Source organism: Candidatus Omnitrophota bacterium (assembly GCA_021735655.1).
GTDB lineage: Bacteria > Omnitrophota > Gorgyraeia > Duberdicusellales > 4484-171 > JAHKAJ01.
This window is the reverse complement of sequence record JAIPGM010000001.1, coordinates 245,546-269,559: the sequence shown is the minus strand read 5'-3', so window position 1 is coordinate 269,559 and position 24,014 is coordinate 245,546. Positions and strand designations below refer to the sequence as shown.

20 protein-coding genes are annotated in these 24,014 nt (G+C 34.4%); all 20 read right to left on the bottom strand.

Going from position 1 to position 24,014, the window contains the following annotated elements:
* The 20 genes from K9L86_00560 to K9L86_00465 all read right to left on the bottom strand — a co-directional run bounded on the left by K9L86_00560 (position 1) and on the right by K9L86_00465 (position 24,014).
* Positions 1-1,554 carry a glycosyltransferase family 39 protein gene (locus K9L86_00560; protein MCF7907359.1) on the bottom strand — a complete coding sequence of 518 codons (1,554 nt, stop codon included), beginning with the start codon at positions 1,552-1,554 and terminating at the stop codon, positions 1-3.
* 241 nt (positions 1,555-1,795) lie between these two features.
* Positions 1,796-2,620, bottom strand: a complete 825-nt coding sequence (locus tag K9L86_00555; GenBank protein ID MCF7907358.1) for a polysaccharide deacetylase family protein — start codon at positions 2,618-2,620, stop codon at positions 1,796-1,798.
* A 35-nt stretch (positions 2,621-2,655) separates the two neighbouring features.
* Positions 2,656-3,624 carry a hypothetical protein gene (locus tag K9L86_00550; GenBank protein ID MCF7907357.1) on the bottom strand — a complete coding sequence of 323 codons (969 nt, stop codon included), beginning with the start codon at positions 3,622-3,624 and terminating at the stop codon, positions 2,656-2,658.
* 83 nt (positions 3,625-3,707) lie between these two features.
* Positions 3,708-4,745 carry a glycosyltransferase gene (locus K9L86_00545; GenBank protein ID MCF7907356.1) on the bottom strand — a complete coding sequence of 346 codons (1,038 nt, stop codon included), beginning with the start codon at positions 4,743-4,745 and terminating at the stop codon, positions 3,708-3,710.
* Positions 4,714-6,093, bottom strand: coding sequence for an NAD(P)-binding protein (locus K9L86_00540; GenBank protein ID MCF7907355.1), 1,380 nt, complete (start codon positions 6,091-6,093; stop codon positions 4,714-4,716). Before K9L86_00540 ends, K9L86_00545 begins: the two co-directional genes overlap by 32 nt.
* A gap of 3 nt (positions 6,094-6,096) precedes the next feature.
* Positions 6,097-7,086: a radical SAM protein gene (locus K9L86_00535; protein ID MCF7907354.1), complete on the bottom strand. Its 990-nt coding sequence runs from the start codon at positions 7,084-7,086 to the stop codon at positions 6,097-6,099.
* Between the two features lie 9 nt (positions 7,087-7,095).
* A complete protein-coding gene (locus K9L86_00530) occupies positions 7,096-8,073 on the bottom strand; it encodes a radical SAM protein (GenBank protein MCF7907353.1) in 978 nt (325 codons plus the stop codon).
* 61 nt (positions 8,074-8,134) lie between these two features.
* Positions 8,135-8,971, bottom strand: a complete 837-nt coding sequence (locus K9L86_00525; protein MCF7907352.1) for a hypothetical protein — start codon at positions 8,969-8,971, stop codon at positions 8,135-8,137.
* Between the two features lie 200 nt (positions 8,972-9,171).
* Positions 9,172-9,351 carry a DUF5989 family protein gene (locus K9L86_00520; protein MCF7907351.1) on the bottom strand — a complete coding sequence of 60 codons (180 nt, stop codon included), beginning with the start codon at positions 9,349-9,351 and terminating at the stop codon, positions 9,172-9,174.
* 12 nt (positions 9,352-9,363) lie between these two features.
* Positions 9,364-10,641 (bottom strand): hypothetical protein, encoded by a 1,278-nt coding sequence (locus K9L86_00515; protein MCF7907350.1) that lies wholly within the window; start codon positions 10,639-10,641, stop codon positions 9,364-9,366.
* A gap of 2 nt (positions 10,642-10,643) precedes the next feature.
* Positions 10,644-11,933, bottom strand: coding sequence for a hypothetical protein (locus K9L86_00510; GenBank protein MCF7907349.1), 1,290 nt, complete (start codon positions 11,931-11,933; stop codon positions 10,644-10,646).
* A 10-nt stretch (positions 11,934-11,943) separates the two neighbouring features.
* Positions 11,944-12,900: a radical SAM protein gene (locus K9L86_00505; protein MCF7907348.1), complete on the bottom strand. Its 957-nt coding sequence runs from the start codon at positions 12,898-12,900 to the stop codon at positions 11,944-11,946.
* 19 nt (positions 12,901-12,919) lie between these two features.
* Entirely contained in the window at positions 12,920-14,347 is a 1,428-nt protein-coding gene (locus K9L86_00500) for a B12-binding domain-containing radical SAM protein (protein MCF7907347.1), read from the bottom strand.
* Entirely contained in the window at positions 14,347-15,462 is a 1,116-nt protein-coding gene (locus K9L86_00495; protein ID MCF7907346.1) for a radical SAM protein, read from the bottom strand. The genes K9L86_00500 and K9L86_00495 overlap by 1 nt, the downstream gene beginning before the upstream one ends.
* Entirely contained in the window at positions 15,459-16,442 is a 984-nt protein-coding gene (locus tag K9L86_00490; GenBank protein ID MCF7907345.1) for a glycosyltransferase, read from the bottom strand. The genes K9L86_00495 and K9L86_00490 overlap by 4 nt, the downstream gene beginning before the upstream one ends.
* Positions 16,432-18,366, bottom strand: a complete 1,935-nt coding sequence (locus K9L86_00485) for a hypothetical protein (protein MCF7907344.1) — start codon at positions 18,364-18,366, stop codon at positions 16,432-16,434. The genes K9L86_00490 and K9L86_00485 overlap by 11 nt, the downstream gene beginning before the upstream one ends.
* Positions 18,366-20,300 carry a hypothetical protein gene (locus K9L86_00480; GenBank protein ID MCF7907343.1) on the bottom strand — a complete coding sequence of 645 codons (1,935 nt, stop codon included), beginning with the start codon at positions 20,298-20,300 and terminating at the stop codon, positions 18,366-18,368. Before K9L86_00480 ends, K9L86_00485 begins: the two co-directional genes overlap by 1 nt.
* 15 nt (positions 20,301-20,315) lie before the next feature.
* Positions 20,316-21,887, bottom strand: coding sequence for a glycosyltransferase family 39 protein (locus K9L86_00475; GenBank protein ID MCF7907342.1), 1,572 nt, complete (start codon positions 21,885-21,887; stop codon positions 20,316-20,318).
* Entirely contained in the window at positions 21,884-22,855 is a 972-nt protein-coding gene (locus K9L86_00470; protein MCF7907341.1) for a hypothetical protein, read from the bottom strand. Before K9L86_00470 ends, K9L86_00475 begins: the two co-directional genes overlap by 4 nt.
* Positions 22,800-24,014, bottom strand: a complete 1,215-nt coding sequence (locus K9L86_00465; protein MCF7907340.1) for a DUF362 domain-containing protein — start codon at positions 24,012-24,014, stop codon at positions 22,800-22,802. The genes K9L86_00470 and K9L86_00465 overlap by 56 nt, the downstream gene beginning before the upstream one ends.

The following is a 24,014-nucleotide window of genomic DNA, read 5'->3' as shown; positions in this document are numbered from 1 at the left end:
TTAATAAAAACTATTTGCTTTGTAAATAGCTACCTCGGTTTGGATATCTTTAAATAATTTTTTCCTTACTATCTTGTAGCAATCTTGATTATTCAATAACTCTCGGCAGACAGCCAAAACTTTCTGATATCGAAGGTCTCCATGTTCTGTCGAATCACCTAACCATTCTGTAAAAACAATATAATCAACTTCCTTTTCATCCAAATATTCTCGTAAAGACGCAACTAAATGTTTAGCATCATACAACCTATCGTCTGCTAAATTCCAGAGAGGAACAGATCTTAATTTTAAGTCATCATAGCTTATATCTTTATTGGAAGGCCTAGCAAGAATATGCCAAGTAAGTCCTTGTATCAAAAGAGGATCACGGAACCCAACTTCAACTACTTTTTTATTAACATCTATATGTGAAAGAATGAAATTGTAAACTTCTAAATGATCTTTTTTAGACTCATATTCCCATGATAAGCGTTGCGGATAATTCTTGTATAGATTAACCACGCTTGGAACATGTAAAAATACAAATAAAACAACGAATAGATTAAGGAAATATCTATAAGCAAGCGACATCTTTTTTGCCTTAAGTATTAAATTATTAATCTGATAACCGGCTAAAAGCCAAAGGCAGGGAACAGCTGATATTATGTATCGATGAGATTTAATCGGGTAAAGGAAAGCTAATATCATTGTAACAACAAAATATATCAAAAAAACATTAGTTCTCTTATTTTTTATATCACGAAAAGAAACTGAAAAAAATACAAGAAGCAGCAAAGCAACAATAAGCGAAATTGAAAATTGATTACTAATTATTTTAAAATAATAAACAGCATTTTCCCAACTAAACATCTTATAGTGCGATACATCTGAGGTTGGCAAATATAAAAGTCCAGCAAGTTTATAGGGCAGTTTAATTTTTAGGTAAGAAGAAGCGGTAAAAGGAATCTTACTAACATAGCCTACGAAGCGAAAAGGAAAACTTAGCCATATAATTGAAAGAACAATGAAAGGTCCAAAGAGATAAGCAACCGATTTGTTTATAATACTTTTGACTTTGAAACCATTATTTATTAAATGAGTTGCTAAAAGCGTAATTACCATTAGAATTCCATAGCCATACTCGATCAAAAAACCAGCAGCCATCAAACAACTCACTGCGATTAATTTATTGCGACTGGGCTTGTTTATTGTATTTAGATACAAAGCAAATGTACAATAGGCTACAAATAAGTAAGGTAATTCAAGAGTGCTCTTAGCTGCATAAATAAGCACTATGCTACTAGTTAAAGCAAAAAAACAAGGAATCAAACCTGAAATAGCGCTAGGTCTTTTGCATATTTTTCTACCGAGAAAATATAAAACAATAAGGAAAAAAAAGTAACAAATTAAACTATAAACCCGAGAACTAATTATGCTAACTCCAAAAATACAATAATATAAGCCTAGAAACCAGGAATTTAAAAAAGGGTACACTGATTGGTCGAATGTATGCTTGAGAAAGGAAATTAAGTCGCCTGAGCGAAAATCCTGATAAATAACCAATGCTGGCAACACTTTCTCACTCTCTTCATTATCATAAGTTAAATAGGAAAACTTCGCTATATTATTAAATATAAATAAACATGCTAGCAAGACTACAAAAAAAATAATTAAATAGAAAATAAAATTTGTAAATCGACTGCGAGTAATCATCATAATAATACTTTCTAAGTAGTGAACATTTAAAAAATAATAATCATAAATCCATCTTTAAAAAATAAGCAAAAAAGATTCAAACGCTTCTTTTAATGCTACATTACCTAAGCTGTAAAACTTCTTTTATTGAAGTAAATTTAAAGCTTTGCAAAAGTTCTAATAGCTTTCCTTTCACGCTGCCTATATTACTATATTGAATCAATCTTTTCCAATTAGGAATTTTGAACTTAGCTGCCTGACTATCAAACTCCCAAGAGTGTAGATAGACCATGGCCGGATGGCCTTTTGCGTTTATCTCAATAATTTTATTCTTGATAAAACTAAGCGGAAAATTACGTAAAAACATGCCTCCACAAAAAGGTAAGTTGTAATTCAAAAATTTGAATGTAGAGGGCGGAAATTCAATAAAATTATCATTAATTTTATATGGAAACCTTTCTAATTTTCGAGATTTTATCAAATTAAAACTAAAAGGATAAATACTTGAATCATACCTTAATCCTGCCGCCTGAAGAATATCTACCGCCCAATGAGCATCATTAATAATTGACCAAGTCGGGGCACGATATCCTAAAATATTCGTCTGTGCACTCTCTCTTAAAACATCTAACGAAAGGGCAAGGTCACGAGAGAACTCCTGCTTAGACATTCTATAAACTAATTTATGGAAATAACCATGGCTGGCCAACTCATGACCTCGCTCAGCTATCATTCTAACAATATCAGGATATTGCTTAACTACTGATCCTACAATAAAAAAAGTAGCTTTCGTGTTACACTCCTCAAAAAGTGACAATATCTCATCTATATTTTTTAATAAACTTGTAGATTCTGTGTTACTAAAATTATTTCCATTGATAAGCGTTGTTTGGTACCACTCTTCTACATCTATACTTATCGCGTTCAGCCCACTTTCAACTTGCATCAACACTCCAAAATGAATAGATTAATTATAATATATTAACAACCAATAAACCAATTTCTAATCAAATATGGCAAATTTTTCGGATTATAAATTACATTATTAAGGATGGCGCACTCCCAATTACAGCTACACTCAGAATTTATTTTGTATTTTTTCTCAAAATCGTATCTTTTTTTAGAGTAAATTATTTTTTTTATATCATAACCATCATCACGAAGGCTGCCTATTCTTTCGCTAATTGGCTCACAAGGAAAAACATTCCCCGTTTCATCTATGACAATTATTTTATTCCCTGCTGTACAAGGAGACCTTAACCTTCCATATTTTATCACGTTAACAACTTCTTGAGTGACTGATTTTCTTAAAGCACGAAGCCCTCTTTCAAAAGCCTTTTTGCTACATAATTTATCTTTATAAAGTAAATTCATAGCCTCGGTATACTTATCTAACCCGAAACTCTTCGCCATAGGATCCCTAGGATTACCATGAACCGTTGATATAGTAAAATCATCTAAAAAATTTTTCTGCTTTATATACGAAATGATCTCCTTAAGCTGGTTTTGGTTGTAATAAGAAAAAGTTGTTGCTGCCGCCAATCGTAGATTACCATACCTTTTCTTTAGCTTTGATAGCCTCCAATATGTATCTTCAAGTTTATCAAAGCTTCCTCCTACCCCTCTGATATGATCATGAGCTTCTCCGATGCCATCTATAGATAATTCAATTGTAACCGTAGACTTTTTGCATAGTCGCAATATTTTTTCAGTCATCAAACTTATTTTTGCCGGAAAACTTCCATTTGTAGGAATATTCATAAATCGCAAGTGATTGTTTTTATAAAAAATAAAACAAATTTGGTCAAGATCGTCACGCAAGAAAGGTTCTCCGCCAGAAATAGCAAGATTCATAATCCAATCAAAAGACCGAGATATAGCTTCTATTTCATTTAAATTTAGCTCTTCCTCCGCCTTGGCATTCTCTATGCGTTTCCAATAAAAACACATTTTGCATTTTAAATTGCATCGAGCAGTGACAAAAAAAACAACATAAGTAGGCGGACTTTTTTTAGAGTATCCCTTAATAAATTTTATAACGTCAAACTTTCGGAGCATTTTTCTAATCTTCCCTGTTTAATCCTAACGGTTACATCCCCATAATTTCTGTTAACAAAAAAATAAAAAGTACCTGCTAAAAAACCTATTAGCTCAACTATATGCGTCGATATAAATACTATCGGCAAAAGAATAAAAATCTTTTTATTTTTCCGAAACCAAGGGTAGGAAAACCACAAAATTAGCCCAAAATAAATTGCTAAAAATGGCATGATATACATGCTATTACTAAAAAATAATAAAAAAATAAGAATTATGATCGGATATAGTAAATATACAAACCATATCTGAGGAATCAATGAATAAATCTCCCTAAACATCATAGCATTCATGCCCGTATAGAACCGCTCGTTAAACTTCTTTTTTAGGTATCTAAAAGGAAATGGTTCTGGCCGATGGTGAACTAGCATCTTCGGTATATAATGGAACCTGTACTTTTTGTTACAAGCCAAATAAAAAAACTCGATATCATCAATGTGATAATTAGCTATTTCATTGAATCCTCCCACGGCCTCCCACACTTTACGCCTCATAATCACATTACATAAACGAATATTATAAAATCTTACTGGCCCCTCACTAGTAACATTCATCCGCTCAACTCCTTCTACAAAAAAAGTCTCATTAGCTGCCCCGGCCAGAGTATAACCCAGTGATAAGTTATTTTGCGACTGCAATTCAGGCCCACAAACACCATCTACCGATTCTTTCTCGATGTATCGAACTGCTTCGCTAAGCCACTCTGAGCAAGGTATAGTATCATCATCCAAAAAAGCCAATATCCTTGCATTAGTTAGCTTTACTCCTAAATTTCTCCGAAAAGCAGGGTGCGGATTTTCCTCTTCTATAATAATTATCTTTATATCAGTTTTTTTTAATTCTATAACCTGATCCTTATCTTTAATGAGGATAATTTCAATTTCAGAATTAAGAAAACTTTGTTTTGAAAGGGCATCTACGCAGATAGCGGCCTGCTCTGGTCTAGTTACGGGGATAATTACTGCTATTTTCATGTAAAAATTTAACCTTCTCTTTCACATCATCGAGGCATTCTTCCATATTAAAATAAGAATGGGTTCCATTCCTTCCTATTAAAAAAAGATTATTAAAAGAACTAAGTGCCTTTTTAGCTATGGATAAATATTTTTTATACTCATAAGTTGGTAGCGGATAGGCATATCTTATCCTCTTTACGCAAAAATTACCTACATCTTGATCACTATCGATTAATTTATTAATCTTTAAACCTTCTTTTACTGCTATTGCTAGGTCACGATCATTCATAAGCCAACATGAATCATTGTAGTTACAAAACACTTCTGCACATATCAATGTCTTGTTCTCATCTACAGCCATACCATTACTCCAAAACTTTGGCTCATGTAATCTTGAAAATATAACTTTCCGGGAAGGAAAATAACACCAATGCCACCGGGAGATATTTTTCTTATTAACAATCATACTTACCAAAACTAAACTTCTATATTGTATTCCTTTTTCTAAATTGTGAGGCAAAGTTAACCCATCAATAGATAATGCTTTAAAAAGCTCTGTAAGCGGTATTGAAGAAAAGATATATTTAAAATTTATCTTGTAAGGTTCTCCTTTAGAGCTGGCCAATAAACAGCTCAGCCCTCCGTTAGACCTGGTAATTTTTCCGATTCGAACATTTTTGTGAATATTACAACTAGTACCTAATTTTTGCTCGAAAGCATTAATTAACGCCTCCATTCCTTCTTGAGGGTAATAAAAAGAGCGGGCGCTTTCCCTGAAAGCATCGTCACCCCTAGAAATACATTTAGTTAATTTTGATAGTTTTTTACTACCCATTCTCCTTATCCCCAAGCTAGAAGAAAGCTCGCCACACGGCCTGCCCCAGACTTTCTCTGTATATTCCTTGAAAAACATATTGTACAATGTTTTCCCGTAATGTATCTTTATCCAATCTTCAAAATTATCTGGAGTCAAGTTATTTTGTCTTTTTAAATACACACCAAGCCTATCAAAAGCTATTTTTAATAAATGCATTTTTTTTACATTAAATGCGGTACCGATGCTCAAGGGGTAATTTACATATCTATCGTTAAACATGATCTTGCTTTTTCTCTTCAAAAATAAAAACTTTTTTTCACCAAGGATATCTTTAAAATAATTTATATTCTCTGACTTATTAAAACAAACTCTATGCCCTCCGATATCAAACTTAAAGCCCTCGAATTGAACTGTCGTTGCTAAACCACCGGATACAGACTCTTTTTCTAAAATAAATATTTTTTTTCTTTCTTTAGATAAAAGCTCTGCGGCTATTAGCCCGCTCAACCCGCCACCAAGAATAAGCACTTCGGTTTCAATCTGTTTCATATATTATAATTTATAAGTTCTTTTTACCTCTAAAATAGCTCCTAAATTAAAAGAATATATACGATTCAACTCAATTCTGGTATCACACCAACAGGATTTACAATCATTAAATTCAATATTCTCGAAAGCATTTTTAAATCCTAATTCTAAACAGTTACGAGGTTTGCTTTTAAAAATTAAATTGCCACAAGGAAAAACATCACCATTGGACTCAATCCGACAGTAAATTCTTCCAGCACAGCAATTTATTTTTCTATACTCAGGCCACTGCTCAAGGTATTGCAAACCACTAAGTGAATTACTAACGCTACTATTACCTTTTCTTTTTTCAAATATGAGATATTTAAGTGCTGATTTATACTTATCTTTTGGTGGCAATAAAGTCTTAACTGCTTCTTCTTTACTAAAAGGAGTGAACTCGACAACAGCAAAATTCACAGTTAGGTCCAACTTTTTGGCAAAATCTAATATAGAATCAACATGCTCTATATTATGCCTAGTCAAGACTGTATGAAGTTTTACAAAAATATTACATTTTTTTGCTGCCTCGATCGCATCCAACACAGATTGATAAGAATCTTTTTGCCTCTGCCTACCATGCACATCTTGCGGCCCATCATAGCTTATAATAATAAGGGGGTTAGCTTTACGAATCTCTTTAATCTTTTGGGATACTAACGAACCGTTACTGCTAATGGTTACGTTGATGCCTTTTCTTTTTGCATAATAAACTATTCTATCTATATCATCTCTTATCAATGGTTCACCCCCAGTAAAATTAATACTATAGGTGCCCATCTGAAATAATTCGTCCAAAATAGAATAAATCTGTTTTGTATCTAGCTCTTCTGAATGATCACTCCATCGCGTACAATAAGCACAGTGCCAGTTACATCTATTAGTAACAGACCATCCGACCACTAAAGGAATTTTCTTCCTAAAAAATTTTGCCTTTGACAAATTATAAGCAGCTAATAGTTCGGCTTTTTTCATTTCATATCATTAAATTAACTTGATAATACTAAAAACAGTATCTAATTTTATGGCAAATAAACAGTTTAATTCTACAAGTGAAGCGCACCAGCATTCATCACAAGCAAAAGGCACAAGGCTATCAAAAGCTTTTTTAAAGCCAAGGGTTATGCAATCTACCGCAAGGCCTTTATTTTTATAATCATTGCATCCATAAAGACGGCCATCAGGTTCAAGACGACAAATAATGCGACTATTTACACAGGAAATTTTTGACGGTGATGGCCAATCATAAAGATGTTTTAATCCTGAACAAGAATTACCTATATATTTGTTTTTTCTTTTTTCTTTTATTAAATAGCTAACTGCTTGATTATACTCTTCTTTGATAGCGGCAATGGAGTTAGGCTTACTTCCCTCAAGCACCGAAATCGTCGTCGGTTGGAAAGTAACCGGAATCTTCAATTCCTGCGCTTTATGCAAAATAAAATCAATATGGCCTAGATTTAACTTTGACAATACGGTTATTATTTTTATTTTTATATTATTTTTCTTAGCTGCCTCTATCGCTCCCATTACTTGTTGGTAAGAGCCCTTACCTCTGATGGAATCATGCACCGCTTCTGGCCCATCTAAGCTTAACGACAATAAGTCGAGATTAATAAGGGATTTTATTTTTTCAGGAATCAAAAACCCATTAGAATTCAATGCAGTACTTATTCCCTTTTTTTTACAATAAATCAGAATCTTATCGATATCATCTCTTAATAAGGGCTCACCACCGGTAAAATGTATCCGTTGAGTCCCTGCCGCCGCCATTTGGTCGATAAGTGAAAAAATTTGTTCGTTGCTTAATTCATCCGAAGTTTTTTCCCAAATGCCACAATATAAACATTTATGATTACACCTATAGGTTAACGACCAGCTAACTATCAAAGGTATTCTTTTTTTCAATAATTTTATTCTCAGTAAAGCGCAAGCTAATCTTACTTTCTCAATATTTTTCATCGGCTTAATTTAAATTATTATCCTTAGCAAATTCTGCACACTGGCTCGTTATTTTTAAATTTTATCGCAATCTAGCTAGGCTACTGCTTTCTTTTTTATTAAAATATTCATCTAACAAAGGGTAAAAATAATTTATCTTTTCTTTATAGAATTCTATACACACATCCTTATATTTTTCATAACCATCTTTTGGCAAATAATACCAAAGTGCTAATATATAAGTTAATATAAATTGAAAACATCTATACTGCATCTGATGATCAAGCTTTGTTCCTTTAATATTATCCGAAGGAAAAATGCCCATTTTATGCAATATTTCACCAGTTGTAGGATTGTTCGACTCAGAATCAACAGCGAAATTATCTGGCTCTGAAATGTTTAAATCTAATTTATATTTATCAAAATATCCTATTTTTCTAGGGGTGCCACATTCATATACTGGCAACGAATAGATAATTCCGTAACGAAAATACATATCTTTGATTAAGCCAACTACCTCCCTCATGTGGGTTGGGAATAAAACCATGCTTTTATCCACACCATCACACACATACTTTATATCATTGTCTAAGCAATACATTAAAGAACGAATATGCAAAGTTATTTTACACAAACCACACATCGTAAGCATAACAAACTTATGTTTTCTAAGATTATGCATGTAGTTAGAATACGATACCTTTCGAAATATTTTATCTACATCGATTATTTTATGAATAAACTTATCTTTACCGAATTTTTCTACAAGCCTTTCGACATTTTTTTTAGAATTTTCTATCGAAAATACACCAAAACGTGTATAAGATAATAAATGGATCTTATCAAACTCTTTAGCCATTAAAGCTGCGGCACAGGTTGAATCTGTTCCGCCAGAGTATAAAATAACAAGCTCTTTCATTGCGTTTTAATTTTACCCACTTTAAGTGACTTTATTATAAATTTAAGTATAGAAATATAAGCCCAAAAGATTAATTGCATCGACCAGCCAAGTATCTCGCAATAGATAATTCTAAGTCTATGCGGCAATAGCAATGCTATAGAACAAACAACAGAAGCAATAACTTTTCTTAATAATGTTGCCATTTTATTTCAGTAATATTAAAATAAAGCGTAAACTGCAGGCAAAATAGATTGATTTCCTGTCAAGCTGACAAATAAACCTAAAATTACTAATACTAAAAATATAGGCAGTAACCACCATTTCTTATTTTCTTTAATCAAAAAGAATATTTGCCACAGAATCTCTTTATTCTGTTTAAAACTAGTTTTTCTTTTCATTTGTTAACCTCCCTATGGTTCTATTTTGCCGATATCCTCTTGCTTAAAAACATTATATATGTTTTCTGCCATAATCCGGTACCCCAAAGGGGTGCAATGAAGATCATCTTGAAAATAAATCTCTCTTTTATTCCTAGCAATTAACCTACTAAAAATTCTGCCTTGATCGACTAAAGTTAAAGAATATTTGAGAGCTACATCGGCTATGACCTTGTCAATCATTGGATAAGGGTAAGGGTAATTTTGGATAACAATTCTGACATTATTGTCTCGACACACACTAATAATCTTATCCAAATCATTTATCAGCTGCTGCTCAATTCTTTTTGCTTTATAGAATTTATCTATACTTTGTAAATACGAATAATAGTCCATGAACGCCTTATCATCTTTCAGACTAGGGTTACTTTCTAGATTTTTTCTAAAATCAGAAAGCACCTCATCCACACTCAAGGTTTTGCTATTATACATATCGTCATATATATCAAGTATAAATTCAGGACCATAATAAGCAAACAATTCTGAATTAGGGTCAATGACCAACACCGATTTTCTAAACAAATCAGAAGCTTTATCGTGCTCACCTGCCGCCCTTAGGTGCTCAATTAAGTCATAATCAGCATCTGCTATTTCTGCAAATATGTGCTCGTCTGGATTAAGAGCTTTACTCAATTGACGCTTTGATAGCGATGCTTGAGTAGCAAAAGTACTATCTTGCTCGAAACTATCTTTAAAAATCTTTTGCCGAATATTTAAAGCTACAATCCTTAACATCTTGTAAGTTCTGAGCTTATAAACAAAGTTAGGCAATTTCAAATAGGTTTCTGCTTCCCTGTCGAATCCAATAAAATTGAATTGGTTAGCAACTCCAACCAAAAAAATAATTATCTCAGGTTTGTAACGTTCTATGTAGCGAGGTAATATCTCTAGAACCTGAGCAGAATTGATCTCGCATACACCGCTATTAACAACGTGAAATTTACCTTCACCATACCCCTCATTCAGCATAATCTGCAATTTACTAGGCCAGGCGTTTTTCTCTCCTACGTTAGCCCCAACTGTGTAAGAATCACCAATACACAAAATTACTCTTTCGCCTTGTTTATTTTGGAATTCTGCAAATATTTCATCTGCCGTTGGTCGCGATGAAAAATAAACATGCCCAATAATTCTTAAAACTACCTCCAGTACGATTAAAGAAAAAAACAGACTAAACAAACTTATGCAAACTTTTGCCCTTAAACGATATTTGGTCTTCTTAGATGTATTATGAGTATTATTTTTATCCACGATTACCTCCTATTTTCCTCATCGTTTAATAAGTAATCATTATCAGTTAAAGCATCATATAATAGCCCGGCAATAATTTTATGACCTGAAGCATTGGGGTGGATTGGTGTTTTAAAAAAACTCTTATTATTACTTCCAACAACCGCACGCATCGCATCCAGGCAAGGTATATTTTTAGTATCAGCTAATTGCTGCATGAGATCTTGATAAATTTGGATATCTTTCCTATGCTGATAGGCTTGAGCCTCCTTCGCTTTCAAAAAATAATCTTTTGCCGATAGGGAATCTTTTTCTAATTCATAACACATTCCTAAATAGTAAAAAACTTCGCTTGAATAAGGATTATTTATAGCTGCCTTTTTAAGATTTGCAATCGCTTGGTCTATAGCTCTCGCCTTAATGAGCTTTAGTCCGATTGATAAATACTCCTCAGCTTTAAGTTTTTTTTGGTCTGATATTGGTTCCGGTAAAGATAGGTCCATGGGCATTTTAATGAATATGATTTTTATTCCTTTCTTCTTAGCTATCTTTAAAATCTCATCGAGATTATTTTTATAATCTTGAGGCGATACTCTTACGCTATCAGAAAAAGTACTTCCTTTAATTCCTGAAAAATCTTTCCTGTAACCTTTAAGATATAAAACAAAATCCCTGCACACTCTAACTAATTTACTATTATTAAAAATGTTCTCCAGAAAAACTGAGCTCCTATTCTTAGGATACAATTCCTTATCCATTTTGCCATTGCTCCGATAGAATCTGTGCTTGTCCATATCATTAACTCCATAAGCTATGGTAATAATATCCGGATCAAACCTGAGCAATTCATTTTTTAAAAATAATAACCCCTGATAAGAACTATATCCGATGACTCCGGCATTTATGACCTCGTAAATTTTTTTGCCTTTGGGGTTATGATTAAGCATATTTTCTAGCTGGTCGGGATAAGAGTCTTCACCTTCCACTGCCCATCCAAATGTCGGCGATGCACCCAAGCAAATAACCCTAACCAGATTTGCTTTTTTGCCGAAATTCTGAACCTCGTCCCTTAAGCCGATAAAATTTGTCTTTAGGCCTGTCTTTTGAAATTCTGTATCTAAATTTTCCCTCTGGCGCCAAAAAAGTATTGAATCTTGCTCTAAAACACGAAGTATCTCTTGAAGTCGATCATTATTGGGAAATAAATACCTAGCCCCTACCTCTAAAGTTACAAATAATATACAACTAACGATTACACACGCTATGCTAGAGTATATAAATTTTAAGCACTTTCCAGAATTATTTTGAACCATATAACCTTCTTTATTCTTGTTTATCTAATATCTTTCTTATCGAAGAAATAATATCGAGTTTAAAATTCATAAGATAATTTAGCTCTAAAGAGCCACAAAAACCGCATCCCGAACAATGCGCTTGAGGTAACTGATCTAAAGCTAACTTTAAGGCCTGTTTTTTACAATTCGGGAGCGGAGAATTATAATTAATTCTATCGCAAGGAAATAGCTCACCATCGGCATTAATAATACAAAAAAGCCGCCCCGACCAGCATCTAAGTTTTTTATATTTTGGCCAATTATAAATATGCTTAAGTCCGCGAAGGGAATTACGCATATGCCTATTACCGGATTTCTTAGTTTGGATAAGCTTATCAATAGCCTTTTTAAATTTATCCTGAGATGGCGCTAAATTAGAAATGTCACTTATCCCTCGATAGAGTTGCTTTAAAGGCTGAAAAGCCACTATCGTATTGTACTTTTCTGCTATAGCAAGAAGAAAATCAAGATGATCTATATTATACTTTGTTAAAGTCGTGGCAAAACCAAAATTCATCCCCTTCTTAGAAACAGAATCAGCAGCCGCTAGAACCTGTCCATAGGAACCTTTGCCCCGTAATAAATCGTGTATTTCTTTTGGCCCGTCTAGACTCAATTTTAGAAAATCTAAGTTACTAATTTCATCTACTCTTTCAGGCACTAATGTGCCATTGGAATTCATTTCAGGATAAATACTTTTTTCTCGGCAATAGCTTATGATCTCACCTATATCTTTTCTTAGCAACGGCTCTCCGCCACTAAAAGAAATTCTTTTAGCCCCCAAAACGGCTAATTGATCGATAAGACTAAATATTTCTTCTTTGGTGAATTCTTCAGTTTTTGTGTTCCAAAGATTGCAATATTTACATTGTAATGTACAGCGATTTGTAACCTGAAGACGGACCGCCAAAGGTATTCTTTTTTTTAAAAACCTTACTTTAAACATACAATTGAAAGAATGAAGTTTATCTTTTAAGGTCATATTCTTTTTTATTTCCAAAAAGCATCCGTAATCCAACCCGGAGATACTTAACAAATTCAGAAAAAGATTTTACTTTTAAGGTAATCTTGAGAATATGCACAGGTCGAAAGTAAAAACTACGGTAGGCTTTAACTGTATAATATTCTATCTCCTCTTGGGATAGGTCAACCCAAGGAGTTAACATCCTTCGTTCCTTTTCCTTACCAAGCATATAGTCGCTCCAATAATCCTTACCAGTCTTACTTTTCAGTATCTCGTTTAATCCTGAATTAGGTTTAGCAATTGCCCTGCAAAACTGCACAAAATCCAAGCCTAGATCTTTTGCGAATTTAATTGATCTATTTATGCTATCCCTGGTTTCTCCGGGGTTTCCGATCATGAAAAAACCCATAGTTAAAATATTGTATTTCCTGCAAAGCTTAATGCTGTCCTTAACTTTTTCAATGCTTATTTTTTTTTGGATTCCTTGTAGCACTTGTTGGTCTGCCGACTCTATCCCAAACAATATCTGTCTACATCCTATAGATTTAGCCTCTTTAATTATATCCTCATCGACTACGTCTACCCTAGATCTACAAGACCACTCAATTTTAATATTTCGTTTCTTCATTTCTTTGCTTATCTCGAAAAATCTTTTCTTATTAAAAAAGAATGTGGCGTCAAAAAAGTCTATCTCACGAATATTATATTTATGGTAGCACTCTTCGATTTCGTCAACGACGTTTTGGGCTGACCTTTCCTCATAAACCTGGCTGTTAGAAATCGCGCAAAAATAACAATTATACGGACAACCCCGGCTAGTAACCATAATCGTAAAATTCTTTCTCTTTGAAAGAAAAGAAACATATTTATCGTTAGGAAGTAAATCCCGGGCCGGAAAAGGAAAATTGTCAAAGCCGATGGCTTTATCGGAAGGCGGGTTAATCATCAGTTTTCCCTTATGCCGATAGGCAAGACCTTCTATAGTTCTAAGGTCTCTGCTTTCGGCCAAAGCCCGAAGAAGCTTAGGCAAACTCTCCAGGGCATCATCCAAGATGCCGTAATCTATCTCCTGATAAAAAAGTGACTCTTTAAGATATAATTTTAGATTGATTCCGCCAACTATGATTGGAATACCCAACTCCGACTTTAAAGTTTTTATCCAGTCAAGAGTGTTATGAAAATGGTAAGATTCCAACCGAAACCCAAGAAAATCTGGCTTGAAATTACGCAAAATACCCAAAACCTTCTTTTTTGAAAGCCTAAGGGTGTAAGCATCTATTAAAATTACTTTGTGACCAGCTTGGCGTAAAATAGACGCAACATAAGCCAAAATTATCGGCGGTGCCTGACAAAACTCTTCATCAACAACCCGTAAATTCTCGGAAAATATTTTATGTCGATACAATGGATGTATTAAGGCTATTTTCATTATTTAAATTTCGTCTCTTCTTTTACAAAGTTGATAAAAGTTTTTCTTTGAGCCAGCCATTCTTTCAAAATTGAAGGGTAAGTACTAAAATTGTGTACTATGCTGTTAACTATAGCGCACTCCCAAGAACAATAACAATCGCCCTTGGCTATCTGCCTCTGAATTTCTTTGGCTTTTGATGAATTGATAAGTTTAAATATATCATACTTAACGTTCCTTAAATTACCGTAGCTCTGGGATAAAATCTCACAAGGCCGCAGTTCACCATCTTCAGAAATAACAACCATCTTCTTTTTAGCAACACTGCAAGATATAGGCATCTTTCGATTCCGCAAAGCCCCTATGAGATATTTTGATACCAAGCTTTTCACTGGCCAGACAAAAGACGACAACGGCAAGCTGCTCCTCAATGAAGGCCTTTTATTTAAATTTACATAATTTATTGCTTTTTCAAACATCTCTAACGATATATCTTCGCATGCTTCGATTCCCACATTGCCGCGCATATAATTTAAATCAAAAGAATCAACTTCAAATTCATTTACAAAATTCAATACTTCAGGTATATCTTTTGAATTATAACTAGAAAAAACAGTAGCTACGCCTAACCCCAGATTTGGATAATCTTCTCTCATCCTATCTATCAGCCCAATCGTCTTTTTCGCTTTACTAAATATACCGTCTACGCTACGTATATAATCATGTTTTTCGCCTATATTATCTATGGATATTTTAACATCCAGATAGGCATCTTGTAAGCTATTCAATATCGTTTTAGAAATGTCCCCTATCTTATCGGTAAAAAAACCGTTAGTATGTACTGCTATGTACTGAACTCCATTATTTTTATAAAAAATACGGCAAATCTCAGGTATATCATCCCTAAGAGTAGGTTCTCCTCCGGTTATAATCAGTGCTTTTACATGTTTCAAAGATTTAGATATTTTTTCATACTCATCCAAAGTAAGTTCGCTATCAACATTAGACTTATCTATAGAATCAAGGTAAAAACAGTGTCGACATCTAGCATTGCATCTTGCAGTAGTAAAAAGTATTAAATAGGTAGGGTAATTGTAAAATAAAAATTTTAAGGCTTTAAAATACTTTCCAATCATAATTTCCTACTCTTAAATAAAATCTGTAAAAATCCTACAATTACACCAACCACTACGACTAAAGACCAAAACTGTAAAATAAACACTGCTCTCAATAAAAACCAAGTACCCTTCTCTTTATAAATAAAATAAAAAAAGTTCGATAGTAACAACAGCTCGATTATAAAAACGATCAAACTTATATATATAAACGGTTGCGGCTTTAATGCTGACATTGCTAGGGTTATTAAGAAAAGTGACCCGAATACTTTACCTAACCCTACCCTTAAACTTGTTCCCTTAACACCAAACCTTCTTTGTTTTGCAAACACATAAAACCAATTAACAGACCTTCTGAATAATTTAACAGTTCTTTTAAAAAAACTATCAAAATAATGCCCGACCTTAAGTTTTGGATCTACTTTTAAAACGCAACCTTTATTAGTCAGTTTATATCCGAATTCGTATTCCTCGCCGCCGGCACCCCTAAAGGTAGAACTAAATCCGCCACTGGCCGAGAACACGCTCCTTCTTATTGCAAAACTAAAAGTATGCACCTCATCTATGGCAGTATCTTTACAGGAGTGGTAAAAATTTGCCTCTAAAGCTAAAAGAGACGCCATAAAGCCTCGGTTACAAGGTTCCTTATCCATAACCCCCATAATTACATCCGAGGTTCCCCCGCTAAACTTTTGGCTTATCCGCCTAAGAAAATCACCGGGAATTATTATGTCTGCATCGATAAAAAGCAATATGTCCTTACTGGCAAAACTTGCACCGTGAGTCCTTGCCCAGCCTGCGCCAAGATTCTCACCCGATGAGATCACCTGAGCATCATATGAGCGTGCGATTGCTAATGATGAATCTTTAGAGTTATCATCTACCACAATGATTTCACAATCGGGATATTGGTTAGCAACGATTGCATCAAGGCAAAGCTTCAACGTCGCCTGATCGTTATAACAAGGCACTATCACCGAAATTCCTTTATTATTCTCCATCCTGCTCATTCTTTAAAAAAATAATATAACCACCAATACCCAGCAAAGCCAACAGGCTAATTGCCGCGCCTAAATAAAAATCTAAAGGAACATATCGCAATACAATATCATGCCTTCCTTCGGGTAAATCTACCGCTAAAAGCCCCTGATGATTAGCAATCAATCCTGTGTTTGACTTCCAGCTTCTATGGTAATTTTGATTTATAATCAGAGTATCAGGCGTTAAAAAATTAGCGTTTATTTCTATTCGCGTCGGCCCCAGTGACACAATCTCTATTTTATTGTCCTTACCTAAAGCAAAGGCCTCACCCCGGTAATTAGGATTAACGGCAAGTTTATCAGCTATAGACCTAAATTGATGTATATTGCTAAATGGCTCATAGTAGTTATTCTTATTAATGATATATTTAGGAATTGCTGATTCGGCTATGTCTAAGCTTTCAGCATATCCACAAAAAGTTACCACGCCGATATTCTGACGAATCAGGGGAAATATTTTAGTATAATCTTTAATTAATACATAGTCCTGCGGCCGACAAGGCTTAGGGGAATTAGAAGAGCTGCAAACTGACAACTCTCCTTTTTCTTCTTCGATATCTTGAATCGGATCATCAAAGGCAATCTGGAAAAATGATTCTGGTGACCGAATGAAAGAAGCTGTATTCGGAACTGGCTTATATACTATCCGCTTCATAATATTTTGCTGAACAAAAAATGTATCAAAAAAGCTATAGATTATAAGTATTCCTACTGCGATAGCCCAAAACGGCCGAAATCTCGTTAGTCTTTTCAGTAAAAGAAAAACGCTACCCGATATAAGGGCAACCGGAAAAATAACAAATGGCAAAAAGTACCTATCTTGTTCAACAATCGCTCGAATGAAAGGGTGTAAATTCCATAATAATCGATATAAATCTAGATGGCTATAGGGCCCGAACATAACTATGGTAAAAAATATGAACGGAAAGAAAAACGAAAACATCTTCTTGCCATAAAAACATAAAGCTAGCAGAAAAAAAACTATAGGAATATAGCCAAAGTAAATTTTTAAACGATGTTGGTACCCTTTATCAAAAATTGACTTAATGAGTTTTTCGGAAGTAAAAAAATGGTTTCGATCTATCGTATCATAAGTGGTTTCTTCACCGGCGCCATGAAAATAGACATCGGTTCGTGAATTCAACAATCCAACCATAGGCAATATTTTAACCGAACACAACAAAACAGCACATAAAACTATCATCGTAAAATTCTTTAAATACCCTGAATTAAACCTCAACCTCAACCGCTTCTGAATGCTTAAAGATTTCATAAGGGAAAAAATGAAAAAGAAAATAATTGTCGGTATGACAAGAAGGGAACCAAGCGTAATTACCATAGCCAAAGCCAATGAAGCGTATATAATAAATTTTCTTTTATGTATAGATTTAAGATAAAAAGCAATCACCCAAGGGAGCATATAGCTTAAAAGAACGCTAAAATTTGCCTGAACAGTATGGTAAGCTCCCCAACTAGAAAATATATATAAAAATGAAGAAAATAAGGCACCTAGGTAGTTATAGCCCAAAACATTCTTAGCCAAATAAAACATCCCTAGGCCACCCAAAAGAAATAAAATAAACATGCTTAGCTTTAGTCCGGCGATTTCACCAAATATAAGGATTAAAAAAGCCAAAGGGTTCAAGCTCCAATCACGAGGATGAGCTATCAAAGGATAACCTCCGGCTAAGAGATGAGTTCGTATCGGAAGTTGTTTATATTCAAGCACACTAGTGCGATAGGCAGAAGCATAAAAAGTATAAAAAGACCAATCGTTGTCGCTGGTGATCATAGAATTTATATTTTTTAATAAAGGAAAATAAGCCATCGCTACCATAATAACTATCAGTAATACACTTAGAAGATACTTTTTATCTACTCTCATTATTTAGCTTTATTGAAACTAATTTTTTTCCCAGGCACGAACCAAAAGTAAGCCAACATACCTATAAGTGTAAAAAAACTTACAATCGCGCCTAAATAAAAATCTAGAGGAACATATCTAAATGTCACCTGATGAACACCTTGATCTACAAGCTCAACTGCCAGCAAGCCTTTGTGATTTATCAGCTTGCCCTTGTCCACTGTCCAACTCTTGTGGTAATTCTGATTTATAATAAGCCGATCAGGACTTCTAAGACTAACATCAGCTTTTACTATATTAGGACTAAGATATGTCGAGTCCACCTTGTTGTTTTTTTTCAAAAAAAATACTTCTCCTTGATAATGAGGGTTGTCCCTTGCTACAGTCATTAAATCAATTGGTACATTTATATCTTGGGATAACTGTTCGTAACCACGGACATAGACAATTTCTCCTACCTGTTTACCAGTAGGAAGTATATATTTAGGCTGAGCGTATTGAGAAAGGTTTAAATTCCCCGACCAATTAAAATTCACCACTCCTATATTTTGACGTAACAGCAACCAAAAAGGCTGATAGGACCGTATGTCTTTAACCTCATGAAATCCCGGCCAAGCTCTTTCTATGGTAGTGTTTTCTATCTCAACCGGAAAAAACGAATCATACACCTCCAAAGACGGCTTTCTTTCGTAAACCATAGGACTAAAAATCAATCTATTATTCGAATACATATGATATGCACTAATCCCGATGATTATAAATACCAGCGGTTTAATTATCTTTTTATGTCTAAAAATTAAGAAAAACCTCCCGGCAATTATAGAAATAAAAAAGGGAATAAAAAAACCAAAATATTTATTAAGCCTCCATATCCCATGAACTGACGGATGAATCTGCCAAAATATCTTAAATAAATCCAGGGGACTTCTCGATCCAAACTGAATGAGGGCAAATACGATCAGAAGCAATATGTAGCGCATATTTTTTTTTGCATAGATTAAAATCGATAAAAACATAAAAACGAGTGGAAGATACCCTAAATACATTGTTGAATATCCACGAAAGCTCTTATCCAACAAGGACTTTTTAAGTAATTCCATATCCAAACAAGCGCCAAAGGCCTTAGTGGCTCGGGAAATCGCAGAATAAGAATTCTCGTATGGCAAATGAATATACTCTGTGCGCATTTTATAAAGTTCAAACATCGGAATGACTTTAATAGCAAATAAAAGACAGGTTCCGATTATTATGGCCAGAAAAAAAGCTATATACGATCCTCTGATTTTAAACTTAAACCCCTTATTTATACTGACGGCATAAAAGCAGGCTAATAAAAACAAAGCCAGCACTACCGGGATAAAAGATAAACCAGATAGGGTCAGAATCGGACTCAAAACTAAACAAGCAAGGATTAAGAATCGCTTATCTTTTTTAGATTGCAGCAAAAAAGCAAATAGCCAAGGCAAAAGATAACAAAATATCTTAGGGATATTTCCGTCAACTACCTCAAAAGCCCCCCAACTGCAGAGAGAAAAAGTCAAGCAAGAGAAAATAGCTCCCATGAGATTGTATTTCAAAACATATCTAGTAAAGTAAAACATCCCCAAAGAACCAAACATAAAAATAAAGTACACCATCAACCTTAATCCTGCTACTTCCCCAAACAATAAAATAAAAAAGAAAAAAGGGCTTAGGGTATAATCGAAAGGGTGAGCAATCGAAGGGTACCCTCCGCCTAGATAAGGAGTACGCAACGGCAACTGATGATATTTCAAGGCTGTTAATCTTGATATGCCCGCATAGTAATAAAAACCAAACCAGTCATCCTCGCTTATAATTGTAGAATCGATATCCTTTATCGTCGGAAAATAGAACATTCCGACAATAAGCATAATGACTAAAATTGCGATAATATTTCTGCGCTGGTACATTTCCTGATATAAAAACTTAATCATTTTAAATATATACCTTTAATTTTTAACGCTATATTGTAAAATTTCCACACCATTATAAGAATAAGAACTTTTACTCTTTAAAACATAAAATTCATCAAGATACTTCTGCGTAAACTCAAGGGATTTCTGCGACATCCACCCCGGAGAAACAATAAGCCAGATATCTTCATCGTTCTTAGCTAGATTATTAAAGTTATTTTCTATATCCTCTTGCCGGGCATCTAATTCTATACCCGTAATAAAATTAGCCTTATCGTAAAACTCCCGATACTGCTTTCCGTTTACCAGCCTGCCAAATCTATCTATGTTCTTTAAGGCATGCTTTTGGCCGTATTTATAGTAATACCAAAAAGGAACAATTTGCTGTAAAGGGACAAACACAATAGCATCTTCTTTTTTTATCCGTTCTTTTAAGAAAATAGCCCCATCTCGCCAGTCGCCTTTTACCTGCGGATTATATAGAATGTTTAAAGAAAATACTGACAGAAAAATAATAACTACTGGAATAACTGTTTGACGAGTTAATCTTGGCATCTGACTTATTCCCCTAGCAACAATGATATAAAAAGCCGGGGCGGAAGCAACGAGATACCTAGTTATATAAATCGGAAAAAAAATCTTTGAAAAACTATAGGCACAAATAATCGGCACTACCAGCCAGAGCAAAATCAAAATAATTCCGCCTAAGGGATCAGAAGAAAGGTCAGAATCTTTCCTGAATTTCTTTTTAGGGATTAATCCCATTAAACAGAAAATCAAAAATATAAAAACAGTAATTCTGGGCACAACTAAACGCTGGGAATCAATCCAAAACCCCAAACCACCATGCGCCTGCCTGGGCCCCCCGTAGCTGAAAGCCTCAAAGGTTTCAAGCACCAAAGCAAGATCGGGTTTCTGAATATAATCGATTTCATTAGTCTTAGGGTTTGTGACTATCACCGAAACCAAAGAAATAAAGCATAATAAAACTATTATCTGGGAAATAACCCATCTTCTTTTAAATTTTACTCTCTTTCTTTGAGCAAATAAAACTATACTCTGAGCAATTATTATAAATATTCCGTAAGGATGCGTATAAATAAGAAGGCCATTGATCAAGGTATGAAAAACAAGATATAAACTATTTTTGGTTTTTTCCAGGCTTTTTACAAATAAAAACATCGACAAAATACCCAGCAAAACAAATAAGCTGTAATTTCTTAGCTGCTGGGAATGATAAATATGATAAGGCGAGATAGCCAAGATAAAAGCACTCCACGCTCCTACTGACCGGCCAAAAAGTATTTTAGCTAGTTTATAGATTAAAAAAATTGAAACTAACCCAAAAATAACTGATAAAGACCGACCAGCAGATTCACTGGATCCAAATAAACTAACCCATGGTTTTAAAATTAAAAAATATACCGGTTTAGCTATATAACGGTGAGACGGCACATCACTCAAATTATACTCAGTAAAGCTTAAAGCGCAGGCTTCATCATACCAAAGACTCTTACTATCTAACTTATATACACGCAGTAATAAACCAACGATTAAAATAGCAAAAATTATTAAAACTTTATTTTGTGGTATTGCTTTTAAATTCATTTAAAAGATTTTTCCGATGGCGCTAAGAAAACAAAATCAATCATTACTTCTTTTGAGGTTAAATTTTTAAACATCAACGAATAATAGCCTTTATCTAAATACATAGTTTCGGTTGGAATCAACAACCACTCCTTACTAGAATCTAATCTGATGACGGTTGCCCTATTGTCTGACTGGCCTTTCAAGTTTAACTCCAAATTACCACCTGAAGGCGAAAAAACTGAAAGGAATGCTTGATAATACCCTGCCTTCACAATATCGGTTTCACACAAAAATTGTGCATTTTTTTTATCGGTCTTAATAAAGTTGGTGGCATGCAACGGATGATAATTATGAACCTCCCAATCCCCCTTGCCGCTTTCAGGATTAATTATGCCTAAAGAAAACATACCAGAATCGGAGTTAAATACCGGCATAAGAAAAAAACTATTAATCGAAACCTTACCTTCTAAAGGAATGGATTGACCTTCCCAGGGAAAGGTTTTTCCCACAGCCCAGAATTTTAAATACAACTCTCCTTGAGGGAGAACCCAATAAGGATTTTTTGATAAGGAAACAAAAAACCAACGACCTTGGGCTTCTTCATCTAAATACCAAATATTTTCAACTAGGTGATACCCTTTATGCTGGATTCCTTTTGAATCAACCGCTTCAACATAAATACCAGGGAAAGCTTCTCTATTTCTCCAATCATGATGAAGATATACCAATAAATTATATTTTCCATCTTTAGGCACAGATGCTCTAATCTCTGAAAAATTATCTGCCTTATCGGTAAAAACTACTTTTCTTGATCCAACCACCCCCTGTTTCCAATATCCTTGTAAATCATTAGTTTCGATTACCAAAGAGGTTTCTGACCGGACATCTCCTCCAGTAGAATAAATCAAAAGAAAACAATAAAATATGCACTTAATTGTTGTCTTTAGGATTTTCATCTTTCTTAATTTCAGGATATACTCCATCATCCGAAGCCTGCCAATTCATTTCAACGCTTTTTAAGCTCTCACCCTTAATAATTATTCGCGAAGCATCCAAAACCCCCAATCCTTGTTCGCTAGCCATCCGAAGATGATGTACATACCAAGGAGTACCCAAATTGGAATCTTCAGGTCTCGGCCCCCAATCTTTAGTAATCAACCGAGTAGCAGTTGCGTCTGTCGCCACCGGATCTCTCCCGGCAATCACCAAAAACCCTCCTATACGCTTGCTAACATCTACTGGTTTGCCTCCTAAAAACACTGAGGCACCACCCTTTTCCATCCCAAAGCTTCCATCGATAACAACTAAAGATGGCTTTAAAGCTTGGTTAATGTCCACTATTACCTGATGAACTCCAGCTTCATGCAATTTATACCGCGGCTCGCCATAAAAAATAGAAGGCATAATACCCATAAAATTCTTCATACCTAAACTTACCGGGCATGGTTTATGATGAGTTTTCAGAGAAGGGATCGAGATAATTACATCTGCTTCAGCTACTATGTCAGGAATTGCCAAAAAGCCTAATTTAGTCCTTGAAGGAAAGTATTTAAAATTAGTAGTATGGTCCATTAAATTTATCAAATAAATCTTATGTCCATATTTTTTATTTAATAAATCGATTAAATGCTTAACTTGAGCACCATCTTTTCCTTCCTCGCCACCAAAGTTTATTTTATAAGGACGCTCGACCCACTCACCAATTATTACTTCTTTAGCTCCGGCCTTCAAGCATTCTTCCGCTACCGAAGCAACTACTTCCGGATGAGCAATTTCTCCGGTTGTAACTGGATCATGCCCATTAAGGCCGCCACTTACATAGTTAGGCTTTATAAATACTTTATTACCCTTTTTTACTATACTTTTCATACCACCGATTGCATCGATAGCTTCTCTGGTAATAGAATATAAATTATAACCTTTTATTATCGAAACTTCAGTCGTAACCACTTGTTTCTGTTGTGGTAAAGATATAATTTTGGAATTTTTCGGCGGATAGAAAGGTGCCGGTATATTTTTATGCTCACCGGGCAAAGGCTCACTAGATGCCTGAATCTCGTTATCGGCGTAAGGCCTAAAGATAAGCACAATAAATGAACACAATCTCACAAATGATCCAAATAGACGCTTAAGTTTCACCGACAT

Bases quoted from the DNA above. Each gene is read 5' to 3' on its own strand.
- K9L86_00490 (MCF7907345.1), bottom strand. From the start codon at position 16,442: ATGGAGAATAATAAAGGAATTTCGGTGATAGTGCCTTGTTATAACGAT.
- K9L86_00505 (MCF7907348.1), bottom strand. From the start codon at position 12,900: ATGTTTAAAGTAAGGTTTTTAAAAAAAAGAATACCTTTGGCGGTCCGT.
- K9L86_00510 (MCF7907349.1), bottom strand. From the start codon at position 11,933: ATGGTTCAAAATAATTCTGGAAAGTGCTTAAAATTTATATACTCTAGC.
- K9L86_00555 (MCF7907358.1), bottom strand. From the start codon at position 2,620: ATGCAAGTTGAAAGTGGGCTGAACGCGATAAGTATAGATGTAGAAGAG.
- K9L86_00475 (MCF7907342.1), bottom strand. From the start codon at position 21,887: ATGAATTTAAAAGCAATACCACAAAATAAAGTTTTAATAATTTTTGCT.
- K9L86_00485 (MCF7907344.1), bottom strand. From the start codon at position 18,366: ATGAGAGTAGATAAAAAGTATCTTCTAAGTGTATTACTGATAGTTATT.
- K9L86_00535 (MCF7907354.1), bottom strand. From the start codon at position 7,086: ATGAAAAAAGCCGAACTATTAGCTGCTTATAATTTGTCAAAGGCAAAA.
- K9L86_00550 (MCF7907357.1), bottom strand. From the start codon at position 3,624: ATGTGTTTTTATTGGAAACGCATAGAGAATGCCAAGGCGGAGGAAGAG.
- K9L86_00525 (MCF7907352.1), bottom strand. From the start codon at position 8,971: ATGAAAGAGCTTGTTATTTTATACTCTGGCGGAACAGATTCAACCTGT.
- K9L86_00495 (MCF7907346.1), bottom strand. From the start codon at position 15,462: ATGATTGGAAAGTATTTTAAAGCCTTAAAATTTTTATTTTACAATTAC.
- K9L86_00480 (MCF7907343.1), bottom strand. From the start codon at position 20,300: ATGATTAAGTTTTTATATCAGGAAATGTACCAGCGCAGAAATATTATC.
- K9L86_00500 (MCF7907347.1), bottom strand. From the start codon at position 14,347: ATGAAAATAGCCTTAATACATCCATTGTATCGACATAAAATATTTTCC.
- K9L86_00540 (MCF7907355.1), bottom strand. From the start codon at position 6,093: ATGAAACAGATTGAAACCGAAGTGCTTATTCTTGGTGGCGGGTTGAGC.
- K9L86_00530 (MCF7907353.1), bottom strand. From the start codon at position 8,073: ATGAAAAATATTGAGAAAGTAAGATTAGCTTGCGCTTTACTGAGAATA.
- K9L86_00520 (MCF7907351.1), bottom strand. From the start codon at position 9,351: ATGAAAAGAAAAACTAGTTTTAAACAGAATAAAGAGATTCTGTGGCAA.
- K9L86_00545 (MCF7907356.1), bottom strand. From the start codon at position 4,745: ATGAAAATAGCAGTAATTATCCCCGTAACTAGACCAGAGCAGGCCGCT.
- K9L86_00470 (MCF7907341.1), bottom strand. From the start codon at position 22,855: ATGATGGAGTATATCCTGAAATTAAGAAAGATGAAAATCCTAAAGACA.
- K9L86_00465 (MCF7907340.1), bottom strand. From the start codon at position 24,014: ATGTCGGTGAAACTTAAGCGTCTATTTGGATCATTTGTGAGATTGTGT.